Genomic DNA, 25,875 nt, shown 5'->3' on the forward strand with positions numbered 1-25,875 from the left:
AAACTTGTAAATCATTCTAAATATGTCTTTTTTAAACCCAGAAAAAGAATCACCCAATTATACGATTGTGTTCGCGGTGCTTTCCACATTGTTTTTTATGTGGGGACTCATAACGGTAACAAATATAATGCTTGCTAATGATTTACGAACGGTATTTCAGCTTAGCTACATTGAAGCAATATCTATGAATTTTCTGTTTTTTGCCACATATTTTATAATGGCAGTGCCTTCCGGGAAATTAATAGATAAAATCGGTTACAGAAAAGGAATGATGACGGGTTTAGGCCTTGCAGCTGCAGGTTGCTTCCTTGCTTATCCCGCAACAGGAATGAGATCTTACTCATTCTTTATGACAGCTCTATTCATTCAAGCCACAGGTATCACCATCCTTCAGGTAGCGGCAAACCCATATGTAGCTCTGCTTGGTTCAAGGGGAAAGGGTGCAAGTAAATTAACTTTGGTACAGGCCTTTAATTCTCTGGGAGCATTTGTAGCGACATTGTTTGCCTCAGGATTTCTTATGGAGCTTTCTGGTCTTAATGAAAGGAGCTATTTTGATATGTCACCTGAAGAAATCAGAAATTCTGTAGTTCATTTTGTGCAGCTTCCATTTGTACTGCTTGGCATAGTGTTATTGTTGCTTGGTGTTTTTCTGTTTTTCTCCAGACTACCTAGAATTAATACTAAAGAAATTGAGCCTCTTGTTTTGGAAACAAACCCTCCTAGAACTCAGGTGTGGCAATTTTCTCATGCCGGTCTTGGTGCCCTTGCTATTTTTGCATATGTAGGTGCTGAGGTTACAATAGGTACTTATCTAGCTTCTGCAGCAAGTGATTTGGCGGTTTTATACTGGGGAGGTGCTATGGTTGGAAGGTTTGTTGGTTCAGCCTTACTTGTTAAGATTAGCCCAAGAAAGAGCATTGGTATATTTTCTATTATCGCATCATTGCTTGTAATGGGCTTTATGTTAATAGATTCTCAAATTTCCATTTACGCAATAGTGGCTGTAGGTTTATTTAACTCTGTTCTTTTCCCTTGCATCTTTACTATGGGGATTGACGGTCTTGGAAAATTTTCGGAGGAAGGCTCTGCAATGCTTATTATGGCAGTTGTCGGAGGAGCGGTGGTACCATTCGTTTCTCATGCATTAATAGAGGGTAAAGCCGGATTTATTCTTCCTGTCCTGTGTTATATTTTCATTGCTTACTTTGGCCTTAAAGGGTCTCGGTATCCTAAGAGGACCAACTTCTATTAGAACGAGGTAAAAAGATGTATAATAAAAGAAGAGGAAGGCTTATGCCTTCCTCTTCTTGTTTAAAAATAAAAGCACGAATCTATTGGCTCATGCTTTTGTAAAAGAAATTTTCCTTATTTCTTTTTTGGTTCTGGTTTTTTTGGTGCCTCAGGTTTAGTAGGCTGAGGTTTTGGAGCACCTTTTTCTTTAGTTGTCATAATTTTCTTTTTTTAGTTAAGTTCCTAAAATTGATAACCAGACAAGTTCAATATTGTTAAGAAAGTGTTGGGGCTGTTTGGTATTTTTTTGATGATTTTAAAGGTACATTTTATAAACTCTAATTTTGTGCAATTAAAATCAATTTATCATATATGGTATTTGAATATTATCACTTTGGGCTTTTGCATGAGATAGGATTAAAAAGAGATTAATTTTTTAAGGGTATCATTTTTTTTTATTGAATAGAATGAGGGGGAAATTTTTATAAATCAGAGCAATCTCCATAAATAATGTGGGCAAACAGATTTCATTTAAAACAAAGCCTAAACACTGGTGTACATATACAGGTTGTGTGAAGAGAAATGATTTAGCCAAATTAATAATTATGAAAAAAATATTTACACTTCAATTCTTAGGAGGGCTAGCTCTCTTTTTGTTTTTTGCAATAAATGCATCCGCTCAACCGACGGGAACTGTATATAGTACCACTCTCTATAGAGTTAATGCCGGGGGTACTACAGTATCGAGTATAGATACATCTGCAGTAGCTTGGGGCAATGATCATCCCGACGCACCCTCTATTTATGTGGATACGGCGATTGATGGGAATAGAACTTATACAGTGTTTGATACTATTCTTTTTGATGCATCAATGCCGCTATCAGTGCCTGTAAAAGTAATGAAGAGTGAAAGAAGTCTTTCAGAGTTCAAAGGTGCTTCTGAGTTAGTATGGAAATTTCCAGTGAAAGCTACTACGCTTGTTGAGGTTAGACTCTATTTTGCCGAGCTTTACTTTAATGAACCAGGTGTAAGAGTTTTTGATATCTGGATTGAAGGAGAGAAGAAACTTTCAAACTTTGATATCTTTAGCGAAGTCGGGAAATTTACAGGTACTGCCAAAACCTATGTTGTAGAGGTGAGTGATGATGATACACTTAATATAGTATTTGCTAAGAACATTGGCCAACCCAAGGTAAACGGTATCGAAATTATTGAAGTAACCCCTACTGTTCAAAGTGTTTTCGGGAAGAGAACTCAAAATACTATTGCGGCATTCCCAAATCCTTGTAAGGATGTAGTCACATTGAAATCGGATAATTCTGCTGTAAGAGATTTACAATTATTTGACAGCTATGGAAAGCAAATTGACAACCCTAAAGCTGAATTCTCAGGAAATGATTTGAGAGTAGATCTTTCTTCTCAGCCATCAGGAGTATATATGCTGAAGGTGACAAATGATAAAGCAAGCGAAACTCTTCGCCTGATTAAGCAATAAGACTATATTTTATTAAATCATAAAGGTTAAAGCTATTGCTTTAACCTTTATGCATTTGGACTTTAGATTCAGATGAAAACCTATTCAAGTTTCCTTAATATTTTTGCAATCAATTCGCTGAAATAAGCTCCGTTGAATGGCCCAAACCAGTTCATCTCACGTGTTTCGTTTTTCACAAGATTGTAATATCGGTCAGGAGTAATGTAACCGAGATAAGCTCCGTTGAAGCTAGTTATTTGAAGATTCAGATTTTTAGTTTTAGCCAGACTGTCCAAAGGCGTCATTAACTCTCCGGAAAAGTCACATGGAGTACCTATCATAACATTATTTCCAATTTTGAATACTGAAATTCCTGGTGATTGCTTACCTAGCAACCAATTAAATACCCATGGACGAATGCGGAAATCTTCAGTTAGTCTTAAATGAGCACTTCTTGCATATAATGGGATAAAATCAGAAAGAAGTTCATTTGGTTTTTCTAGATGGATGCTGTCACTGATTGCTATTACTTTTTCCTCAAGGCTATCTGCAATGGTCGAAGCTTTTTCAAAATCTGCTGTTCCTGTTTCGCCTGGCTTCATGCTCCCGACAGCCCCAGCAAAGAAGGCTGCGAAGTCCGTTTCTTTTCTCCTCTCTAGAGAGTCTACCAGAAAGCCAGGATAGTCACAGCTGATATAGTTAATTTTCTTTGCCAGACATGTAGGGTGCGCTGAGTAGGATAAAATCATTGCATTTTCACCATTGTTCTTTTTAAGTTTTAGGATCCTCAAGTAAGGATCGATTTTTCCTCCATCTATCAGCCTGTTTGCTACTTGTTTTGAGGCATCAATTTTTCCGAAACCTAACTCAATTGGAGCGGCTGTTTTTTGGGCATTTTTAACTGAAGTAACGATTTTATCTGCAATGAATTGAACATAGTCTTCTTCAAAGGTACCTGCAAGAAACCGACCTCCAGCTCCTTCTGCCCAACCTCCAGCTGCATTGTGAGAATGTGTGGCAGAAAAATATACCTCATCTCTTCCAAAGCCTTCCTTTTGAAGCAGAGGCAAGGCCTTTGCTGCAACTGAGGGAGGGACTATCAAAAGATCCATCGTTATAAGCGCGCATTTCTTTTCTTTCGATTTAAAGACAAAGCTTCTTACAAATAAAGAATCATGTACGCCATCAAAATCTCTTCTTAGCCCATAGCTAGCAATCTGGAGCGGCTGCAAAGGAGTAATATTGGCTTTGGCCCATCCTCCAGTGATAAAGAGGGAGTCTTCTTCATAATGAAGTGTATCCACTTGTTCCATCATTTGGTGGTAATAAGCGGTTTCTTTCAAGGGAGTTTTATCAACTGTGTCTATCAGAGCAATAGCCAGAATGAAGAGGCAGATGATAATAATCAGAAATATTTTGGAGGTTTTTTTTAAAAAAGAAGACTTTTTCAAGGAGAAATTATTTAAAGGATTTCAAAATAATTATGCTGAAATATAAAAATTTTTATAAGTCTTTGGGATATTTTCTAATGAAATAGAGTTAAGAAATATTAAGAAGATAGTCTCGGCAATTATTTGTAAATTTGCCTTTCTACAATATCAGGAATCAGAAAAAAATATGATCAGTACATCAAACGTTACCCTCAGATACGGAAAAAGAACCTTATTTGAAGACGTTAACATTAAGTTTACTCCAGGAAACTGCTATGGTTTGATAGGAGCGAACGGAGCAGGAAAATCCACTTTTTTAAAAATATTGTCCGGAGAAATAGACCCTACTTCAGGATCTGTTGCCATTACTCCTGGAGAACGTCTTGCAATTTTAAAACAGAATCACTTTGAGTTTGACGAAGTTCCTGTTTTACAAACAGTATTAATGGGCCATAAAAAGTTGTTCGATATTATTCAGGAAAAAGATGCTATTTATGCCAAACCGGATTTTTCCGACGCTGACGGGGTTAGGGCTTCTGACCTTGAAGCTGAATTTGCAGATCTTAATGGCTGGAATGCAGAATCGGAAGCTGCAGAGATGCTTAGCGGTCTTGGTGTAAAAGAACATCTTCACTACAGTTTGATGAAAGACCTGGAAGGTAAGGATAAAGTAAGGGTATTGCTTGCACAGGCACTTTTCGGAAATCCTGATATCCTTCTTCTTGATGAGCCTACCAACCACCTTGATATAGAATCAGTAATGTGGCTGGAAAATTTCCTTGCAGATTTTAAAAATACTGTAATAGTTGTAAGTCACGACAGACACTTCCTGGATCAGGTTTGTACCCACGTGGCTGATATTGACTATGCTAAAATCCAGTTATATGCAGGTAACTACTCTTTCTGGTACCATTCAAGTCAGTTAGCGACGAAACAAAGAGCTGATCAGAATAAAAAAGTAGAGGAGAAAAGAGCTGAATTACAGGAGTTCATTGCGAGGTTTAGCGCTAATGCTTCTAAGTCTAAACAGGCAACTTCAAGGCAAAAACTTCTTGATAAACTTACCCTTGATGATATTAAACCTTCAAGCAGAAAATACCCTGCTGTAATCTGGAAGCCAGAAAGGGAAGTCGGAGATCAGGTATTGTCTGTAGATAACCTGTGCAAAATCGGAGAAGACGGGAAGCCAATGTTTAGCAATATAACTTTCAGTCTGAATAGAAACGACAAGGTTGCATTTGTAAGCAAAGATACTCTTGCTATATCAATGTTCTTTGATGTTCTGATGGGTGTTCAACAAGCAGATAAGGGAGAGTTTAAGTGGGGTGTTACTACAACGCAGTCTTACTTCCCTAAAGACAACAGCAGTTACTTCAATTCTTCTGATTTAAATCTTGTAGACTGGTTAAGACAATTTTCCAAAGAAAAAGACGAAAGCTTTATTCGTGGATTCTTGGGAAAAATGCTCTTTACAGGTGAAGAATCATTAAAACAGTCTAAAGTTTTATCTGGAGGAGAAAAGGTAAGATGCATGCTTTCTAAAATGATGCTGGAGTCTGCAAATGTTTTGGTACTTGATGAGCCTACTAACCACCTTGACCTTGAGTCGATCACCTCATTGAACAATAGTTTGAAAGATTTTAAAGGGATTATTTTGTTTGCAACTCATGACTATGAATTTATGCAGACTGTTGCCAACAGAGTTATTGAAATTACTCCATATGGTTTGATCGACAAACTGATGACTTACGAGGAATTTGTGAAGAGTGAAAAAGTAAAAGCTCAGCGTGAAGAACTTTATTCGGTTGTAAAATAAATCTAAGGTTTTAAAATAAATAAAAAGGAGGTCGGTAAACATCGCCTCCTTTTTTATTTAAATCTTTTTCTGAAGATCGTGGTCGTTAACTTAACATAAGGAACAATTTGAGCTATAACAAAGAGGTAGGGTTATTCTGTCGCTGTTGCTCAACTGTTGAATTAACTGGCCAGAATCAAATTCAGTAATAGTACCCCAACAAGCCCTGTAATAGAGACAATAGTTTCCATTACAGACCAGCTCCTGATTGTCTGAGCAATGGAAAGGTTAAAATATTCTTTGAAAATCCAGAAGCCGGCGTCATTTACGTGCGAAAACATAAGACTTCCAGCGCCAATGGAAAGGACAGTAAGTTCCGGACTTACATGTGTACTTTGAATTAAGGGTAAAATTATTCCTGCGGAAGTAAGCGCGGCTACTGTTGCGGAACCAAGAGCTAATCGGATGATGGCAGCCATAGTCCAGGCTAAAACGAGAGGAGATAGACTGCTGCCACGAAATATTTCAGCAAGGTAATCCGCCGACTTGCTGTCGATTAAAACTTGTTTAAATGAACCTCCTGCCCCAATTATAAGTATGATTAAAGCTACCTCGGATATAGCAACATTGTAAAGGTCCATAACTTCCTTTACCGATTGACCTCTTGAAATGCCAAGGTTGTAAGTAGCTACAATAACTGCTAAAAGCATTGCTATAAAAGGATTCCCCCAAAAGTTTACCAGTTTATAAACAATGGTATCTTTCGTTAAAAAAGGAATCAGACAGGCTCCGATAGAAATTAAGAGTACAGGGAATAAGGCGGTGAATAAGCTTGTTCCGAAAGAAGGTAGTTCCAAGGGTTGCACAGTTGATTTTGCAGGCCCTCCCAAGGATTTTATGTCTTTTACAAAACGGCCATAAATTGGGCCGGCAAGGATAATGGCTGGCACTGCGATAATACTTCCATAGATCAGAGTAAGGCCAAGGTCTGCTTTAAAGATGGAAGCAAGGGCTACCGGACCCGGATGCGGAGGAAGGAAGCCATGTGTTACGGAAAGTGCAGCTGCCATAGGGATTCCTATATATACTGGGGAGAAATTACCGACAGCAGCTATTGTGAATACCAAAGGAATAAGTAAAACGAAACCTGCTGTATAAAACAGAGGAATTCCTATAATAAATCCTGTAAGTACAACAGCCCACACAACATTTTTTGGGCCAAACAACCGATTAAGACTATTGCTAATCTGCAAGGCAGCACCACTTTCTCCTACAATTTTTCCCAGCATTGCACCGAAGACTACTATGAAAGTAAGAGTTCCAAGAGTGTCTCCAAAACCTTTCTGTATGGAGGCTATCAAGTTATCCGCAGGCATTCCGAAAGAGATGCCCAGAAATAGCGACACAAGTGTGAGGGATATAAAGGCATTAAATTTCAGGAAAAGCATTAAAACAAGCAAAAGCAGAATGCTACAGGTGATGAGGATTACTGGCATCTTCAGATATTTTTTAATGCAATTTACCCATTTTGCTCAAGATGTTCATTGTGAGGAAAATAAAATATGATTCTTTTTAAAGAGACTTTTTGGATCTTACAAATCACCACTTATAACTGTTTTTCAATGGAAAACATAATGTCGGTTAACAGGTTGAATTTAGTGTATTAGTAATTAATTTTTTCCGGAGTTGAACGTCGTCATTGAAAGATTAGGAGATAAATCAAGCTGTCTGTTGATTACAGATGCTGAATTCTTATTGACTATTTTTAAAAGTAATTTCCGTTTTCGACATACTTACTGCTTGTATTCATTTCCTTTTTATTTAAGCGTATGAAATATATAAGCAGAAAAAACAGGAAGCCCAGAAAAAGAGGATTGGGAGAAGACCAATTGGGTAAAGAACACAAAGCTGCATTTATCAGGAAAATACTAGGGACTGTTGCCAATACAATATACATTTATGATATAGAAGAAAGGCGATTTGTGTTTGTGAATGAATTTTCCAAGCAATCGCTGGGCTATGAGCCATCAGAAATTGAAGCTTTTGGAGATGAATTTTTTTATAAGATTATGGACCCTGACTTTGTCCATCTTAAATCTGACCATTTTAAGGAGATTCTTGAATTAAAGGATGGTGAAGTAAAAGTCACCAATACAAAACTCAGGCATGCAGATGGGAGCTGGAGATGGTTTATTTTGAAGGAGTCAGTCTTTAACAGAAATGAAGTCGGTAGTGTAAAACAGGTCACAGGTACGATAACGGATGTTACGGAGAAAAAGGAAACAGAAAAGCAGCTAAAGCGAAGTCTTAACTTTATTGACAAAGTAATGAATTCAAGCCCTTTCGATGTCTTTGTCTATGATGTGCTTGAAGAAAGGAATATTTTCGTTAACAATAATGTTATAAATACCCTAGGTTATAGTGCCAAAGAGGTGCAAGAGATGGGTATCGACTTTTTACAGAAGATAGTTTATTCTGACGATCTTGAATTTTTTAATAAGAAGCATACGGAATTAAGGGAGATGAGTCAAAATGCCATAAATACGTTTGAATTCAGAGTAGTTTCCTCAAATGGTACTGTAAAATGGCTGAACAACCAGATTTCTGTGTTTAGCAGGGATGAATGGGGGCGTGTTAAAGAAGTTATAGGGGTTGCAAGAGATATAACTGAGAAGAAAGAAGCGGAAGAGTATTTAAGGAATAATATTCATTTTGTAAATAAGATCACAGAAACAATACCCAACTATATATTTGTAGAGGATGTCGTCTCGGATACTTTAATTTTTTCAAATAGATCCATACTTGAAGATTTAGGCTATGTTGAAGACTTTAAAGATCCCATGAATGTGTTCTGGAAAATTATACATCCGGATGATGAGCCAATATTAACCAGAATAAGGACCGGTCTAAAATATATGGGTGATGAAACTCTGAAAGCTGAATTCAGACTCCTTCATTCAGATGGCTCGTGGAGGTGGATTCATGTTGTTGTATCTGCCTTTAAAAAAGACCTATCAGGAAATGTAGTTCAGATTATAGCATCAAGCCTGGATATTACTGAAAGAAAGGAAGCTGAGTTAAACCTTCAGGAAAGTCAGCATTTTGTACAAAGTATACTTGATACTTCTCCTAATTCCATCTATGTGTATGATCTTGAAAAGAGAAGTAATATATTTTCAACGAGGTCTCCCGGAGGTGATTTAGGTTATCCTTCGGAATATTTTAAAGGTCTCGCTGATAATTTCATGACTGCATTATTACATCCGGGTGATTTTGAAAAACACTTTAAACACTGGGAAGAGCTGAAGACATTAAATAATGGAGAGGTAAAGTCAGTAGAAGGGAGAATAAGACACGCTGATGGGAGCTGGCGTTGGTATCATCTGAGGCATAGCGTATTCAAGAGAAATGAAGATGGACAAGTGGTCCAGGTTATCGGAATTGCTACGGATATTACCAATCTTAAGAAGACTGAAAATCAGCTGGAAGAAAGCAGGGCATTTATAACAAAGATTATGGAGGCCAATCCTAATGTAGTGATCATTCACGAACTGCAAACACAAACACCAATCTATATTAATAGATATGTTGAAGAAGTTCTTGGTTACACCTCTGAAGAGATTCTGGCTATGGGTCAGAATGCGTTTAGATTACTGATCCATCCGGATGACCAGCCAAAAATTCTAAAGCATCTTGAAGAGTTTGCTTCAGCTGGTTTTGAAACTTCCAAATCTATTGAATATAGGGCAAGAGATAAACAAGGGAATTGGCATTGGGGTCTCTCTAAAGACTCTGTCTTCGAAAGAGACTCAGAAGGAAAAGTGATTAAAATAATAGCTGCAGCAACTGAAATTACCGATAGAAAAAAAATTGAAGAGGAAATCAAAAGGCTTAATACGAGTCTTGAGGAAATTGTAGAAGAGCGGACCAGAGAGCTTCGACGAAATCAGGAGAGGCTGCAGCATAGAGAGAAGCAGTTAAGGATTATTACCAACTCAGTTCCCGCGCTTATTTCATATTTAGATACGGATCTTAAATATGTTTTTGCCAATAGTCATTACTATAAAATTTTTAAAATAAATGGAAGTGTCAATGGTAAACATATCAGAGATGTGCTGGGTGAAGAAAATTATAACAACGTTTTGCCAATGTTACAACGTGCTTTGGCTGGTGAGGAAGTTAATTTTGAAAATAATTTTAATAATAAAAACAATGAGAAAGTTTATTATAAACTGAGTTATATACCAGATTCTGATATCAGGGGAGAAGTCAAAGGTTTTATAGTAATGGGTACAGACCTTACTGACAGATATAATTATGAAAGATCTTTGGAAGAAAGAAATGTCGAGCTTATTAAGATTAACTCTGAACTTGACAATTTTATTTATACGGCCTCTCATGACCTTAAAAGTCCGATTGTAAATATGGAGGGCTTGCTGAAAAGCTTGCTAGAAGAAGCAAATCAGCAATGCAAAGGTGATATCAATGAAATGCTGAACTTTGTTGTACTTAGTGTAGAAAAGCTTAAAAAGACCATCGAAGAGCTTTCTGAGATCAGTAAAATTCAGAAAGGGACAGAAAATTATGAAGAGCGGATTGAAATCGAAGAGATTATTAGAGATTTTAAAGTTGAGTATTCAGAGCAAATTAAGTCATCTCAAGCCGAGATTTCTTCTGACTTGTCGATATCTTCAATAAGGTTTTCACGGAAAAATTTTCGTAGTGTTATATACAACCTGCTTAGCAATGCTATTAAATTCCGCTCTCCAGAAAGGACTCCCATTATTTCAGTAAGATCAGAGTCTACATCTGATAATTATGTTTTAATAACGATTTCTGATAATGGGATGGGATTTGATATGAGTAAGAAAGATAAAGTTTTTGGAATGTTCAAGAGGCTTCACACGCATGTTGAGGGTACTGGAGTTGGCATGTATATAGTTAAAAGAATTATGGAAAACGCTTCTGGCAAGATAGAGGTGGAGAGCGAAGAGGGAAAGGGGACGAGTTTCAGATTGTATTTTCCTACCACATAATAAGTAAAGCTCTGAATTATGTCCAGGCTGTATTAACCCTATCCTATTACACCTCTTTCTGGGTTATTCATCAAATCATGGATGTTGAGGGAATAAATCATTAATTTTTAATTATAATAATTCTCCTTTTTTTTCTCTTCTGCTTTAATAAAATATGATGTCAAATTGATTAACCGTTATTAACTTTTTGTCTACATTATGTATGAACAATTTATTTGATTCAGCTTCTCCATTCGAAGTGCCAGGTTTAATCTTCATTAAGAAATAATAGTCATGCTGATTCTTTTGGGCGTTTGCATAAATTGGAAAGGTTGATTCTTGAAAGTCTATAATAGAATCTCCTTTTTCTGATGTTAAGATCAGCTTTGCTTTGTGCATATAATCACCATTAGCTTTCACATGAACAAAGACATTTCGCTTGCTTATTATTCTTGGGTCTTTTGTATTTACATTTAAAGTTGGTCCCCACTCCTGGCCCTCATTGATGATAATGTCTTGATCTCTTCTAATCAAGTTGCTCCACTTCCAGGAAGTAGAATCATAGAAGGTTGTTTTCGTTAACTCTTTTTTAGAATTAATCCCTAAGAAGTCAATACAGGAGGTTTCTGGCTTGATGTTCTTGTTTCTTTTAAAAAAGGTAATTTTATCATTGCTTCCTATGGCTGTAAAAGATTGGGTAATATTTGGGTATGCAGCAAATAAATCCGGGAAAATAAATTGATTTTGTACCACTAGAAAGTCAAAGGGAAATTGAAGGGCTTGCTTAATGGTCTTTTCTGTGAAGCTAATGCATGTATATCCTTTTCGATCCATAAGCATTAGAGGTAAATTTGACGAATATGAGCCAAGAACCAATATTTTTGCATCTTTATTAATATGAAGGCTATCTGCCAGACGATCGCTATTAATAAAGTTTTTTCTTGTAATTTCCTGCCTGTTCCATAAGTGATCTGTGTATTTGTATTTCTGAATCTCCTTCGAATCATTTATTGATGCGGCTGAGAAAAAGGTAAGGAGTATCCATGCAAGGTTCTTAGATTTAAAATCAATAGTAATTCCGCAGAGGAAATAGACAAACAACAGTATCAGAGGAATCAAGAGGCTGTCTAAAAAGTAATATTCATGATCTTCAAACTGAAGTTGCATGAGGAAAAAATAAATTATTGTCCCGATTAAGGATATTAAAATATAATAGAGTACGTCAATTTTTATCTTTTGAGTATTAGATTTCCTTACTAAATGCTGATAAATAAAGTAAGATAATACACTTGCAAAAGCCAGGTAATGATATTTAGTGGCAAGTTCATATTTCCATTTCTGGAAAAGAAAATCAGAAAAGCTTAAAGCCTCTTTTAAGCTGCTTGAAGGCATTATGGAATTTAAAAATGCACTTCCATATTTTTTGCCTAAATATTCATTGTATAAATAATAAGAAATGACACTTCCAAAAGCTAAGATGAATAGAACCAGCTTTTGAACATCTCTTTTCTTATAAAGGAATTCTTCCAAGATATAGTGAAGAAAAGCTGCAAATAAAAAGATTACAAATGGTGTACGTGTTAAAGCAGCAAGCGTCAGGAAAATGATTGATAGGGTATATGATTGTTTTTCATTCTCCTCATAAGATTTGATATAGAAATAATAGAATATAAATATATTGGCAAGTGATGTCATTGTGGGTAAAAATCCTGCCTGATAATAAGTGAACACCGGCAATGTAAAGACAAAAATGACTACCAGGAATGCTTTTCTAATTGATTTTCCATACTTATAAACAAGTAGGAATAAAAAATATAAACCAATGAAGGAATAGGTTAGCGTGTATATTCTAAAAATCACAGGTGACTTACTTCCAGTAATTTTCATTATTAAAGCTACTACATATTCATTGATTGGAAAGTCTACCCTGGTTATTCCGCCCAGAGTTTCCAGATTATAAAGTTGAGGTTTAAAAAAATTAAAGTTATTTTCTAAAAATCCATATGCAATTGCTAGCCTGTCTGATTGTGTCCATGCATGAATATGCGATGGGAAAAGGAAAATTATTGTTTTGTAAAAGAGAAAACAAAGGCAGATCCATAAAATTAATAAGGAGAAGCTTGCTTTCACCAATAAGCGATCTTTAATAGAAGGTTTCATTATAATATGGTATTGAAAAAGTTCTTGTTTTCTTATGAAACAGAGATTGAAGTTGTGATGATAATAAAAATATTATGATATTGATTATGCTTTGAAATTCAAAAGGCCCTTTCTTTAATGGGCCTTTTGAATTTTGTTATTATTCAATTTTTTTAACCAGAGGAACAAGCTCAACCTTATAAGGTGCTTCCTGTTTCTCCGCTGTAATATTCAGAATAAAAATGCCTTTTGCATTTCTTATTACAACTGGTTCACCTTTTTCTGCTGCATAAACTTGCTCATAATATTCTTTGTCTTTTTGATTCTCCCAGAACCATCCAAGATCTTTTCTTTTTAGAGCAAGTTTCTCTTCATCTTTCAATGCAATCTTATAAACCTCTTTATCGTCTTTTTTGATAAGTGCTGTATACTTATCTATATACTTTTTGATTTCAGCTTCATCTTTAAAAGACTTTGGTATAAACTGGATAAGATCAGCTTTTACTCTATTGAGAGGCTCGCTGAATTTTTTTACTTTAAATGAATAACAAAAAGAATCTCCTCTGAATGGCCCTACTATGTCACCAACTTTTGCAGCAAATATTTCTTTATCTATGTCTTCTTTTTGGTCACCAGGACTGAAACGAACGATGTAGTAAGGCTTTTCACTGTTATTCACAACAAATAGGCTATCATTCTTTGAAGCTTTAAAAGCCTTGGTTTTAGTCTGAAGCCAGTCCATTGCTTGTTTCTCCTTAGGGGTGAGGCTCATCTGTGCAAAGGATACTTTGCAGATGAGAAAATAAAGTATCGCAAAAGCTATTTTTTTCATAATGCGGTATGGTTCTATTTGTTTTCTTTTAATGTTTTCTGAGAACTAAGAAGTTAAGAATTTCCCTAACTGATCTGTTATTCAAATGTTTAGGTTTATGCAAGAGCTTCAAATAAAATTTCTACAGGGTGCTTAGCCGACCTGCCGGTTCCATCCTTGATCTGATGTCTGCAGCTTGTTCCCGGTGCGGCAATAATGGTTTCCTCAGAAGCATTTCTGACCGCAGGGAAGAGCACAAGTTCGCCAACTTTCATAGATACATCATAGTGCTCCTCTTCGTATCCGAAGGATCCTGCCATTCCGCAGCATCCTGATGGAATTACCTCCACTTTATAGTTTGAAGGCAGGGTAAGAATCTTCTGGGTATATGATACAGATGAAAGTGCCTTCTGGTGGCAGTGACCATGAAGTTTTATCTGCTTTGCCTCTTTTTTGAAAGCATTGGCATCGATTCGTCCAGCTTCTGCTTCTTTTGCAAGGAATTCATCTATAAGCAAGCTGTTCTTTGCAAGGTTTTCCGCAGCCTGTTTTTGTTCAGGTGTTGCCAGCGCAGGATATTCATCTCTGAAAGACAAAATAGCAGAAGGCTCTATACCAAGCATTGGATGCTCTTTGGTTACTTTGTCTTTTAGCATGTCTATATTCTTTCTTGCTATTTTCTGAGCTTCACGGATAAGTCCTTTAGACATGTATGTTCTTGCACTTTCAAGGTGCTGAGGTATTTCAACCTCATAGCCAAGCCTGGTTAGTAATCCTATTGCTTTAATTCCTATTTCGGACTCATTATAATTAGTGTACTCGTCGCAGAATAAGAAGACCTTTCCTTTTTTGCTGCCTTTTGCCTGTAATGCTTCCTTATTTTTACCAGCCCATTTTCTCAGAGTAACAGGTGAAAGAAGTGGTAATGGACGTTTGTTTGACATGCCCAATACCTTTTTCATGATGCCTCCTGTAAGGCTGTTTTTCATCACAAAATTTGACAAGCCTGAGAAATTGCTCACAATGCTGTTGGCTTTCGCAAAGTTCGCTATCATCATGGCTCTGAAAGGAACTCCCTTTTCATCATAATACTGCTGAAGGAATTCTGCTTTCATCTTCGCCACGTCCACGTTGGATGGGCACTCTGATTTGCAACCTTTGCAGGACAGACAGAGATCCATTACCTCGTAAATTTCGTCGTGGGCAAATTTATTCTTTTTAGGAGATCTGGTAAGAAACTCTCTCAGTATATTGGCTCTTGCTCTGGTAGTTTCTTTTTCGCTTCTCGTTGCCATAAAGCTAGGACACATAGTCCCGCCTATGATATGCGATTTGCGGCAATCTCCGGAACCATTACATTGCTCTGCAAGTCTTAATATCCCCTGACTTTCTGAGAAGTCGAATACAGTATTAAACTGATTGGTAACCTGATTGGATTCATATCTCAGGAATTCATTCATTTTGGGAGTATGAACTATTTTTCCTGGGTTAAAGATATTATTAGGATCCCATACATGTTTAAGCTCTACAATCATGTTGTAGTTCTTTTCTCCTATCATCTTTTTAACAAATTCCCCTCTAACTCTTCCATCTCCATGCTCCCCGCTAAGTGATCCCTGGAATTTTTTTACAAGATCTGCTACTTCATCAGTGATAGTGAAGAACATTTGTCTGTCTTCTTCCTTTTTCAGATCAAGAATAGGGCGAAGGTGAATTTCCCCATCACCAATATGTGCGTAGAAGACGCATGATTTATTGTGCTTATCAAGTATTTGTTGGAACTCCTTAATAAATCCCGGCTGATCTTCTACTGCGACTGCTGTATCTTCAATACAGGCTACTGCTTTAGGATCGCCAGGAACATTTGCCAGCAAGCCAAGGCCAGCTTTTCTAAGACTCCAGACTTTATTTACATCAGCTCCATGAAGTACCGGAAAATAGTATCCATATCCATTGGCTCTCATTTCAGCTTCCATTTCACTGGCAAGCTTTTCAATTTCTTCTTTGCTCTCTCTGGCAAACTCAACTACCAATAATGCTCCCGGATCTCCTTGCACAAAGAAGCGGTTTTTGGTTTGCTCAATATTATGTTTGGTACATTGGAGAATAATGTCATCAATAAGTTCGACAGCACCAGGATTATACTTGAGGGCAATTAGGTTCGCTCTTGTACTTTCGTCGATGGTGTTCATGTGAACAGCTACAACAGCTTTATGCTTTGGCGGCACATCCACGAGGTTAAGCTTTATTTCAGTAGTAAATGCAAGCGTACCTTCAGAACCGGCAAGTAGTTTACACATGTTAAATGCAGGCTTACCAGAAGTGAATGGCTGTGATTCGAGCAATTCGTCTATTGCATATCCGGTATTTCTTCTTCTGATAGAAGGCTTGGGAAATTCTTTTCTGATTTCCTGAGCATTGGCGGAGTCAGAAAGGATATTCTTAATATGCTTATAAATGTTACTCTCAAGACTTGAACCTTTGACTTTTGCTTCAAATTCGTCAAGGGTAACCGCTTTAAAAGTTGCGTTAGAGCCGTCGCTCAGGATAGTTTTCAGTTCAAGAGTGTGATCTCTTGTAGTTCCGTAAATGACAGAGTGAGAACCGCAGGAGTTGTTTCCCACCATTCCCCCGATCATACATCTGGTAGAGGTAGACGTTTCCGGAGCAAAGAAAAGCCCTTGAGGTTCAAGAATTTTGTTGAGCTCGTCAAGATTTACACCTGGCTGTACTCTTACCCACTTCTCTGCCTTGTTGATTTCCAGAACTTTTGTCCAGTGAAATGAAACATCCACTACGATTCCTTTTCCTACAACCTGGCCAGCAAGTGAGGTACCAGCAGTACGTGGAATGATCGATGTTTTATGTTGATTGGCGAATGTTATAAGTTTTTTAATATCCGACTCCGATTTTGGTCTTGCCACAGCCAATGGCAGTTCGCGGTAAACAGATGCATCGGTTGCGTAAAGAGTACGCATGGTAAGGTCTGTAAAAAACTCGCCTTCAAGTGAATTCTTCAGTTCTTCTAATTTCGCCAGCATTAACTTCTTATATTCTTAGGAAACTACAAATTTAACGATTTGCGGGATAACAAACGGGCAGAATATGACAATTCTGCTTTTTTATTATAAAAATCGTTAATTTTAAGTTCAAAGTTCTATTAACTATGAAAAAAATAATCGTTCCGGCCGCATTTTTTATCATTTTAGGCCTTTCTCTTCTGAGCGTAACTTCTAAACCTCTTTTCCCGGATTATTGTCCGGACGCAAAAAAATACACTTCTCTCCAGGAGGCGCTGGCTGAACCGGAGAAAGTTGTAAAGTTGGATATCAGTATGTTAAAGCTTACTGCCATACCTCCAGAAATTGGAAAATTAACCAACTTGGAATGTCTGGATGTTTCTTTTAACAGGATTACAACACTTCCTGCCGAAATGGCCAATTTGAAAAAATTAAGATATATCGATTTGACAGGCACAAATTACATGGCCAAACTTCCACCCGTTCTGGCTCAACTTCCCAATCTTCAAGCAGTAAACATTTCTGATCATGCGTATTGGAAACCAGCTCAATTTGAAGAGGCTAAGAAGTTTTTGCCAAATGTAAAGATGATCCTCACAAATGATTAAGGTTTGTGATCATAAGTTGAATAAGATAATAGAAAATAAATCCTGGTTTCTTAATATTGAAACTGATGGGGATTTATTTTCTAATATTTTTCGAAGAGTCCTTCAATTCTTTTGCTACATCTCTTACGGAATCTGCTTCTTTTTTAAGGTTTTTCGCTGCCAGATCTAAAGAGTCAGCTTTTGCCTTTTCCAAATCCGCTGCATTTTGAAGTTTATCTTCCAGCATCTTTGCCTTCTGTTCTTCAGGTGATTTGTTGCAAGACAGATGTATAAATATCAAGCTGCAAAAAATTAGTCTTTTCATAGTTTTACATTATTTTTACCTAAAACTCACCTGAATAGGCATTGTTCTTCGTTTTTAAAGAAATCCAAAGCGAAATTACCTCGTACATAACATTAGTTTTTATAAAATAGCAAAACAGAATTATGGACTCTATCCTTCATTTCTTCATGAATCATTTCTGGTGGATCGTTCCGCTGGTTGTGATAGTTTCGATAGCCATTAAAGACATCTTCTTCAACCGTGCACATACGATCAAGCACAATTTTCCTGTTGTTGGTCACTTGCGCTACTTGCTTGAGAAGATCGGACCTGAAATGAGACAGTATATCGTTGCAAACAACAGAGAGGAGCTTCCTTTCAACCGTAGCCAGCGGTCGTGGATTTATGCAAGTTCAAAGAGGGAAAATAATTATCAAGGTTTTGGTACTGACCAGGATCAGAATGCTGCAGGTCATATTTTCATTAATCCTGCTATGTTTCCTTTCAGGCTGAGGCCAGGGCATCCGAATATCGAAGATCCCGCTTTTGTTCCATGCGCAAAGGTTATTGGGCTTGCTAATAAAAGAAGAAAACCGTTCAGACCTTATTCTATTGTAAATATTTCTGCAATGAGTTATGGATCGCTTTCTTCAAAAGCTGTTGAATCTATGAACAAGGGAGCTTTGAAAGCTGGTTGTTATCATAATACAGGTGAAGGAGGTTTAGCTCCTTATCATTCTTTTGGTGCAGATGTCGTCTTTCAGGTAGGTACCGGATATTTTGGAGTGAGAGATGAGTTAGGAAATTTCTCAATGGAGAAAATGGAGGCCTTGGTTAAAAAGAACACGTTTGTAAAAGCAATAGAATTTAAACTTTCACAAGGTGCTAAACCAGGTAAAGGTGGAGTGCTCCCTGCTGCTAAGATTACTCCTGAAGTAGCTGAAATTCGTCAGGTTGCAATGGGTAAAGATGTTATTTCTCCAGCTTGTCACTCAGCATTCGGAAATGTGGCTGAGATGATGGATTTTATAGAAAAGGTAGCAGATAGAACTGGTTTACCTGTTGGAATAAAATCAGCAGTTGGGAAACTTGAGATGTGGGAAGAACTTGCTGACTTGATGGCAGAAAGAGGTACTGGTCCGGATTTTATTACAATAGATGGAGGAGAAGGTGGAACAGGAGCGGCGCCTCCGGCATTTGCTGACCACGTTTCATTGCCATTTGCTTATGCCTTCAGTAAAATCTATAAAGTATTTGCAGAAAGAGGTTTATCAGACAGAATCGTATTTATAGCTTCAGGTAAACTAGGATTTCCTGCCAAGGCACTTACTGCATTTGCAATGGGCGCGGATATCATAAATGTTGCAAGAGAAGCGATGATGTCTATTGGTTGCATTCAGGCTCAGGTTTGTCATACAAACAGATGCCCTGCAGGTGTTGCTACTCAGAATAAATGGCTTGCAGCGGGGGTAGACGTGACTTTGAAGTCTGAAAGATGTTATAATTATATTAAAACACTAAGAAAAGAGTTGCTTGAAATCACGCATGCGTGTGGTTATGAGCATCCTTGCCAGATGACTATGAGAGATGTGGATCTTAGCATGGGAGATAACAACATGACTATAAAGTTGAGAGACTCTTACAAATACGATAAGGTTAAGGTGAACTTTACTAGTATGCAGGATATTAAGGATTGCCGTTATCTTGGAGGGCCGGCAATTGCGAAGAAGAAAGAAGGGCAACTGGTATAGACGTTTGTTGTTATATATTTAGGATTTTATCATAAAGAAGGGCCTTTAAGGCCCTTCTTAGTTATGCTTTAGAAGTAATGTTTGTCTGAAACTGAGATTTTTAATCTGATTAGTCTTATGTATTTTTGTCGTAAGATTAAATTTTACAAAAATGAATAGAATTAAAATTAGCAGTCTTTTTTTCTTGTTTTTTATCCTGTTTTCAAGTGCTGTTTTGGGACAGTATTTAGGATTAAACCCTCTAAGCAAGCCTATTTCTTATAAAGATAAAACGCTTGTTGTAATTCTTGACGAGTCAGAGGAATATACAAATGATATAAAAGAACCATTGAATGAAGTATTAAAGACGGATTGGACATTAACCCCTTATAAAGTAATCTCTTCTCATGAGCTTGAAACGAAAATTGGGGACTATCAGAAAAATGATAAGTATATTTTTCTAAGTTTTGAATATGTAAAGGTAGGAACTACTGTTGGAGGAGGATTGGCTTTTGGTAAAACGGTTAAAAGGAATGCTTATCTTGGGCCAGAGGTGAATGCTAAAGGAAAAGTAAAAAAATCAAATTTCATTTTCGTTCCAACCAGCATGCAAGAGTTTTCTTTAAAAGGAGGAATAATTAAAGATATCTATAATTTACAAGGCTACCTATTGAATGGGATGGATGATCTGATTGCTCCGAAACAGAGTATCAGAGAAAAGACTATCTATGTAAATAAATTACATATAGGCTCAAGAGATGAGGAAGATATAAAAGCAAAATATCCATATCCGGTAAAAGTCTTAAGCGGAGAGGAATTTTCAAAAGCCCTAGAGGAGAAAAAGTCAGACGTTCTTTACTTTGATTACGTTGATAATGCTAAGGTAGGGTACATCATGATTTATTCTTTAGATAAGAACGGAACTATACTTTGGAGGCAAGGAGCAAAAGGAGTAAATAATTTTGTTCACGCGAATTTTGATGTTCTGAGAAAGAAGTTGGATAAGGGGAAATAATGATACAATGACCTCTTAAAAATTTAGACCTAAAGGTTGCAATTGTCATGGAGTATCAGAAAGAAGTAAAAATAGTAAGTTAAAATAACTGTAAGTAAAGCATAGGAAAATGGCTGTCTCACTAAGAGATGGCCTTTTTTGTTTTTCAGCTATAGTTACACTGGGTTTAATCATGTAGAGACGCCATGCTGGCGTCTCCCTTTCCATAAGGGGTGAAATTGGACATACAACATTCAATGATATAATAAAGGTGGTATTAAAATTTAATTTTGGTTCTTTAACAGAGTTTCTGAGACGCCAGCATGGCGTCTCTACAGGTACACAATAAATAATACAAGGAAAAAAATTGGATCAGACAGATCTTGTACTTAACTGTTCCCACCTACTCTTCATTCTCTAATTCCTTCAGAATTTTACTCACATCCTCTTCTGTTGTACTTAGTTTAGTCTTGCAGATTTTTATAAGCTGTGCGGCTCTTTTTACTTTATCTGAAAGGTCATCTACAGAAATTTCCCCCTGTTCTATTTCTGAAACAATTAGTTGAAGTTCTTCAAAGGCTTCTGTATAGCTTATTTTTTCACGCATCTTTGTCTGATTGATCTATTGATTTAACATTACTGTCAATAACACCGTCTATAACTCTTGTCTGAATTAAATCTCCCTTCTTCAGTTTGTCAACGCTTTTTAAAGCCTTACCATTATACAAGGTAATGCTATAGCCTCTTTTCAGCACGCTTTCAGGGCTCATGTTTTTGATGTTTTTTTCTAAGTTTTTTAATTCTTGTGATTTTGATTCTATAAATCCCGGCAAGCGTTTGACAATCTCTTTTTTATTCTGAGCCAAAAGTAGAAGAGATTGACGAAGGTGGACTTTTGTATCTTTTCTTATATCTGCTGTGACTGTTTTCAGGCAAAGGTTTTCTTTTTTCAGTATGTAAAATGAATGATGTGATAATGATTTGCTTTCATTAACAATATCATTTTTGAATTTATTTATACTGTTAGTTGAAACAGACCTGAATAACCTGGAAGTGCTATGAAATCTCGCCTTTTCATCCATGATCATTCGAAGGCTTTTGTCTTTGATTTTATCCTCGGCCTTTTGAACGGGAATGGAAAAGTTGTGAAATTTCTGTAAGAGAAATTCAGCAAGCTTCGTTGGGGTTATCTGATTTGAAAAGGAAATCATTTCTGCTACCGTTTCATTGGTTGCGTGGCCAATTCCAGTCAAAACAGGAATCGGGAATAAGGCAATTTCTTTTGACAGTAAATAATTATTATAACATGACAATCCCACATCACCTCCGCCGCCTCGAATGATTGCAACAGCATCGAAATGTTCTATTACCTTTTTGATATTCCTCAGTTGTCTGATGATGTCTTCTACAGCTTTCTCGCCTTGCAGTAATGAGGGAAAGAGAAAGGTAAAGAATTTATAATTCCATGAGTTTTCCTCAATTACTTTCATGAAATCTGCATAACCCTTGCTTGTTTCTACAGATATGATAGCAAGCCTTTGTGGTAACAGAGGAAGCTTTAATGTTTTGTTTTGATTGTATATACCTTCGTTATGAAGCTTTTGTATAGTTTCTTTCTTTTCTCTTTCAAGATCTCCAAGAGTATAGTTTGGGTCAATCTCAAGTATGTTAAGCGCTAAACCATAACCCGGATCAAAACATATTTTTGCAAGGAATAAAATCTTGATGCCATCTTTTAACGGCTCTTTAAGAATCTTAAGAAACTTGTCGTTTGCGTTTAAGTAATCCGTTTTCCAAAGAATGGATTTTAACTGAGCAATAACTTTTCCATCCTGCTTTTCAACGAGCTCCGGATAACAATGACCTGAGTGTTTGTAATGATTCAGCTTGTTCATTTCTGCCATTACCCAGAAAGCATTTTTATATCGTTCAGAAAGCGTCTTTTGTATGCTTTTGGTTACTTCAAGCAATGAAAATACACTCTTGTCATTGATCTGGTTAGGCATTTGTCGGTGAAGATTTGAATGCGAAAGTTTGACTGCTTAAGGCAAATTATTGAATTAATTTTAAGATTCAAATGGCGTGTAAAAAATAAGTTGCGGGTTAAGTGGTGCAAGTATTATTGACTAATATTTTTAACAAAATTAGGAATTCGTTAAATTAGTGGTAAAAGAAAAATGTATGCCATGTGGGGTATATTCAAATGTTTTGGGCCATTTTAAAATGACGAAAGAGTTAAAGGATATAGTTTCAAATTCTTACCGAATATTCAAGAGGTACAAGGCGACAATACCACTTGACGCTTGCACAGCATGTTGTTTGACAAAGAACCAAGAAAGTGAACTCGTGACCTTATCTGTACATGACATCCCATTTAAACTACTTTATGACTATAATACAGCTGCAAAGACAGAGAAGCCAAGTATAGAAGAATTCAAGCACTTTCTTCCGAGATTGCTTGAACTTACATCCGAACTGAAATTTTTACACCATTCTGCTGAACTTGTCTTATCACAATTTCAGTATTATGACAAAAGCGAATGGACTTACGAAGAGAATGAATTAATAAAGAACTTTGGGCAAGTATTTTTCTCTAAATGTTTGACAATATATCCAATACCAGAACTTGAAAGTATTGACTCAATATTAATAATGCTTTGGGAGACCCAAATAGATATTAAATCACTTTTAACTGAATGGACAAGTATTCAAACTAAAGAGAGTGTGTTGCATTTTAATGATCTCGTAATTAGAGGTTTTAGGAGTGATAGACAGAACGAATTAGTGAGCAGTTTTGGTGATCAGAATTTAAGTAACGTATTAATTGGCTGGATAGGCAAGGAAACAACCAAACACTCTTTTGCTGAGAAGATTGAAAAAATAATTCTAGAGCCACCAGCTGACATTGAACAAATGACTTTGGATGAACTTAGTTGGACATATGAGAAAGTGAGAATATAAAGGTCCCACAACATTGGGTTTTAGTCAGTGCGGGGTGATCGGTGAAAGTTGAATATATAGCTTTAAATCCCGCACTATTTTGTTTAATTTTATAAGGTGGGTTGGCTTTGAGTTTGATAGTGACGCTTTTTAAAACTTGCGCCAACTAGAACCCTAACCTTTAGTTAGGCACAATGTAATAATAACAATACAGTATGCTAATTAATAATTTCATAGAAAAAATAGCGAAAGATAGCAAGACTGTAATTGCAGATAATAGTATCTATAAAATAAAGCTCATTAATAAAATTAATAAGCTTCTTCAGAATAAAGACTTACAACCAATTATAAGCAAAAAATTACTAGATTTAAGAAATTGGTCAGGAACCTATTCAGAAATCTTAATGATTTCTTTTCTTAAAGATTTCGATTTCCCAATAAATCTCGAAAAAAATATTCCCAGAGAACAAACCCTAATGGGTATTAATAGCCATGCATTACCTGACATATACCTTGACTCTCCATATAATTTATACTTTGAAGTAAAAAGATTTAGTGGAGTTAATAAAGAACTTACAGATAATATTATTAGGGAAGTTAAAAAATCTACTTGTGTTTGGAATATTGTAGCCAATTATCAATATGACTCTTTCTTTAATAAGGCTTCACTTGCAAAAAAAGAAATTAAAGAGTTAGAAGATGCTATCGAGAAAGGATTAAGCCACCACAATTCAATCAATTATCCCAATCTATCTTATACTATACACAAAGAGAAAAAGGATATGACTTACTCAGTCCATAGCCATAACCCATATAGGTTTGCTGAACAATTTAAATATTACGTTTTCAATCACGCTGACCAAATATTAAAAGAGAGATCTAATATATTATCTTTTGTATTATCTCCTAAATTTAATTATGAATTTACAAACCTATTTGATGCACATATTGGACTTAGATCATTAGCTCGTCGAGTATTCATGGAATTAATTAATGACAACAGAAAAATATATGAATTAAATGATAAATGGGGTAATTGTGAAATTCACTTATCGAACATAGCAAAGAGGATAACTGCTATTGTTTTTTATATAGACGGCTTAGACGAAACAGATAAGGTTTACTTTTTCCAAAATCCAAATGTACATAAAGATAATCAGGAATTAGTAGGAATAAAACAGCTAAAAATGTCTATTGATTATAAAAAAACTGATATAGATTTTTACTATGACAATTTTGAATTTGATAATTACTAAACAATAAAACACTGGGCCTATTATTGTGTTGTGGTCATTGCAGGGTGTGAGGAATAGGCGAACACCTCGATTTAAATCCTACTCTTTTAATTATTTTTATATGGCATTTGGGCTTCAGTGGATGATGTAGTATTTTCTATAGCTACCAATGCAATAACAGACACATTAAGTTTAATTTTCAAAATCATTGACAGTAGATTTAATTCAGAGGGTAATAAGATTGCGGGAAATGGGTGAGCCATCTCCTTATCATAGGTTTATTGAATGGCTTGATAAATCAGCAATGGTTATTGAAGGGTCTTTTATTGCCAATAATGATGATTATTACTGGACGAGAGTTAACTCTATGGAATTTGAAGACATAATTTTAGAAGATAGCTATGATTGGCTATATATCTTCAATTCCAAAAAAAGTGTGAAATTGGTTGGTAAAATTGTTTTTTATAGGGACACCTATGATTATAAAAAAGATTACCCGATAATAAATACATTTTGGATTCTTGAATCAGAATTTCCAGGAATTACTTTAAATGATCGGCCTATTAATGTTAGATCTCCACATTTTATAGTAAGCCCGTTTCATCGAATTGAATTTGATTTGAAAAAGCTTATAGAGCAATTTGAAAATCCAAAAGTGGTAATTATAGAATACGTGGATTATAAGATTGATAAAAGTGGCGAAAAATATATAAGAAAAAACTAAACACAACTCGAGGTTATATCTGTGATTTAAAGTTTTAATAGAATAAGTATACATTACTGTTAAAAACTAACTTATGATGCCTCTCTCCATACTTCTGATATCACCTTTTATGCTTCCATTTATAATCTCCTTTTTATTCCGATTCTTAAAATTCCGTTGGCATTTTTTAACATACCTTTTAACAATATTCGGGATGATTGGGATAGGTTTTATATTGATGCAAGTTGCAAACCTTCAGGATGGCGCAGCGAATGGCGCATTCATAGGGATACCAGTATTCTTGATGCCTTTAACAATGTTTATTCAATATCTAAGTAACATGGCTTTGTTAGACAATAAAAGAAAGGATCATAACACTCTGCTGTAGAGCTTCTCCAGATCACGCTAGATAGGAAGAGTAAAGCTTATTAAATTTATTAAAATGCTGTCTTACGAAAATTCCGTAACTTTATATTTATAATTTT

General features: G+C 36.1%; 19 protein-coding genes. 11 read left to right on the forward strand and 8 right to left on the reverse strand.

Features of this window, described 5'->3' with window-relative positions; genetic code table 11:
* Window positions 1-22 precede the first annotated feature (22 nt).
* Window positions 23-1,255 carry a sugar MFS transporter gene (locus tag J7604_RS00860; protein ID WP_293889925.1) on the forward strand — a complete coding sequence of 411 codons (1,233 nt, stop codon included), beginning with the start codon at window positions 23-25 and terminating at the stop codon, window positions 1,253-1,255.
* Window positions 1,256-1,838: 583 nt separating this feature from the next.
* The gene (locus tag J7604_RS00865) at window positions 1,839-2,729 is read left to right on the forward strand and encodes a malectin domain-containing carbohydrate-binding protein (protein ID WP_293889927.1); all 891 of its coding nucleotides are present in this window, start codon (window positions 1,839-1,841) and stop codon (window positions 2,727-2,729) included.
* Between the two features lie 80 nt (window positions 2,730-2,809).
* On the opposite strand, the gene J7604_RS00870 is transcribed toward J7604_RS00865, so the two are convergent.
* Window positions 2,810-4,159 carry a neutral/alkaline non-lysosomal ceramidase N-terminal domain-containing protein gene (locus J7604_RS00870; RefSeq protein ID WP_293889929.1) on the reverse strand — a complete coding sequence of 450 codons (1,350 nt, stop codon included), beginning with the start codon at window positions 4,157-4,159 and terminating at the stop codon, window positions 2,810-2,812.
* A 166-nt stretch (window positions 4,160-4,325) separates the two neighbouring features.
* On the opposite strand from J7604_RS00870, the gene J7604_RS00875 reads away from it, so the two are divergent.
* On the forward strand, window positions 4,326-5,954 hold the full coding sequence (locus J7604_RS00875; protein ID WP_293889931.1) for an ABC-F family ATP-binding cassette domain-containing protein: 1,629 nt from the start codon (window positions 4,326-4,328) through the stop codon (window positions 5,952-5,954).
* Window positions 5,955-6,115: 161 nt separating this feature from the next.
* On the opposite strand, the gene J7604_RS00880 is transcribed toward J7604_RS00875, so the two are convergent.
* Window positions 6,116-7,429 carry a gluconate:H+ symporter gene (locus J7604_RS00880; protein WP_293889933.1) on the reverse strand — a complete coding sequence of 438 codons (1,314 nt, stop codon included), beginning with the start codon at window positions 7,427-7,429 and terminating at the stop codon, window positions 6,116-6,118.
* A 333-nt stretch (window positions 7,430-7,762) separates the two neighbouring features.
* On the opposite strand from J7604_RS00880, the gene J7604_RS00885 reads away from it, so the two are divergent.
* Window positions 7,763-10,969, forward strand: a complete 3,207-nt coding sequence (locus J7604_RS00885; protein ID WP_293889935.1) for a PAS domain S-box protein — start codon at window positions 7,763-7,765, stop codon at window positions 10,967-10,969.
* Window positions 10,970-11,113: 144 nt separating this feature from the next.
* On the opposite strand, the gene J7604_RS00890 is transcribed toward J7604_RS00885, so the two are convergent.
* The 3 genes from J7604_RS00890 to J7604_RS00900 all read right to left on the reverse strand — a co-directional run bounded on the left by J7604_RS00890 (window position 11,114) and on the right by J7604_RS00900 (window position 16,939).
* Window positions 11,114-13,108, reverse strand: a complete 1,995-nt coding sequence (locus tag J7604_RS00890) for a glycosyltransferase family 39 protein (protein ID WP_293889937.1) — start codon at window positions 13,106-13,108, stop codon at window positions 11,114-11,116.
* 139 nt (window positions 13,109-13,247) lie between these two features.
* On the reverse strand, window positions 13,248-13,919 hold the full coding sequence (locus tag J7604_RS00895) for a peptidylprolyl isomerase (RefSeq protein WP_293889939.1): 672 nt from the start codon (window positions 13,917-13,919) through the stop codon (window positions 13,248-13,250).
* 95 nt (window positions 13,920-14,014) lie between these two features.
* Window positions 14,015-16,939: an FAD-binding and (Fe-S)-binding domain-containing protein gene (locus J7604_RS00900; RefSeq protein ID WP_293889940.1), complete on the reverse strand. Its 2,925-nt coding sequence runs from the start codon at window positions 16,937-16,939 to the stop codon at window positions 14,015-14,017.
* A gap of 125 nt (window positions 16,940-17,064) precedes the next feature.
* Here J7604_RS00900 and J7604_RS00905 point away from each other — a divergent pair, with 125 nt between their 5' ends.
* A complete protein-coding gene (locus tag J7604_RS00905; protein ID WP_293889942.1) occupies window positions 17,065-17,526 on the forward strand; it encodes a leucine-rich repeat domain-containing protein in 462 nt (153 codons plus the stop codon).
* 73 nt (window positions 17,527-17,599) lie between these two features.
* Here the strand turns inward: J7604_RS00905 and J7604_RS00910 are convergent, their stop codons facing one another.
* Window positions 17,600-17,830, reverse strand: a complete 231-nt coding sequence (locus J7604_RS00910) for a hypothetical protein (protein ID WP_293889944.1) — start codon at window positions 17,828-17,830, stop codon at window positions 17,600-17,602.
* Window positions 17,831-17,952: 122 nt separating this feature from the next.
* Here J7604_RS00910 and J7604_RS00915 point away from each other — a divergent pair, with 122 nt between their 5' ends.
* Together J7604_RS00915 and J7604_RS00920 are read left to right on the forward strand one after the other, a co-directional pair.
* On the forward strand, window positions 17,953-19,539 hold the full coding sequence (locus J7604_RS00915; protein WP_293889946.1) for an FMN-binding glutamate synthase family protein: 1,587 nt from the start codon (window positions 17,953-17,955) through the stop codon (window positions 19,537-19,539).
* 151 nt (window positions 19,540-19,690) lie between these two features.
* Window positions 19,691-20,533: a hypothetical protein gene (locus J7604_RS00920; RefSeq protein ID WP_293889948.1), complete on the forward strand. Its 843-nt coding sequence runs from the start codon at window positions 19,691-19,693 to the stop codon at window positions 20,531-20,533.
* Window positions 20,534-20,915: 382 nt separating this feature from the next.
* Here the strand turns inward: J7604_RS00920 and xseB are convergent, their stop codons facing one another.
* Window positions 20,916-21,119, reverse strand: coding sequence for an exodeoxyribonuclease VII small subunit (xseB, locus tag J7604_RS00925; RefSeq protein WP_028978975.1), 204 nt, complete (start codon window positions 21,117-21,119; stop codon window positions 20,916-20,918).
* Window positions 21,112-22,518: an exodeoxyribonuclease VII large subunit gene (gene xseA / locus J7604_RS00930; protein WP_293889951.1), complete on the reverse strand. Its 1,407-nt coding sequence runs from the start codon at window positions 22,516-22,518 to the stop codon at window positions 21,112-21,114. Before xseA ends, xseB begins: the two co-directional genes overlap by 8 nt.
* Window positions 22,519-22,735: 217 nt before the next feature.
* Here xseA and J7604_RS00935 point away from each other — a divergent pair, with 217 nt between their 5' ends.
* From J7604_RS00935 to J7604_RS00950, 4 genes are all read left to right on the forward strand, one after another.
* Complete coding sequence (locus J7604_RS00935; protein ID WP_293889953.1) at window positions 22,736-23,473, forward strand: hypothetical protein; 738 nt, start codon at window positions 22,736-22,738, stop codon at window positions 23,471-23,473.
* A 194-nt stretch (window positions 23,474-23,667) separates the two neighbouring features.
* On the forward strand, window positions 23,668-24,708 hold the full coding sequence (locus J7604_RS00940) for a hypothetical protein (RefSeq protein ID WP_293889955.1): 1,041 nt from the start codon (window positions 23,668-23,670) through the stop codon (window positions 24,706-24,708).
* A 187-nt stretch (window positions 24,709-24,895) separates the two neighbouring features.
* Window positions 24,896-25,411 carry a hypothetical protein gene (locus J7604_RS00945; protein ID WP_293889957.1) on the forward strand — a complete coding sequence of 172 codons (516 nt, stop codon included), beginning with the start codon at window positions 24,896-24,898 and terminating at the stop codon, window positions 25,409-25,411.
* A 193-nt stretch (window positions 25,412-25,604) separates the two neighbouring features.
* On the forward strand, window positions 25,605-25,778 hold the full coding sequence (locus J7604_RS00950; protein WP_293889959.1) for a hypothetical protein: 174 nt from the start codon (window positions 25,605-25,607) through the stop codon (window positions 25,776-25,778).
* Window positions 25,779-25,875: the final 97 nt, after the last annotated feature.

The organism is Sporocytophaga sp. (genome assembly GCF_017745095.1).
GTDB lineage: Bacteria > Bacteroidota > Bacteroidia > Cytophagales > Cytophagaceae > Sporocytophaga.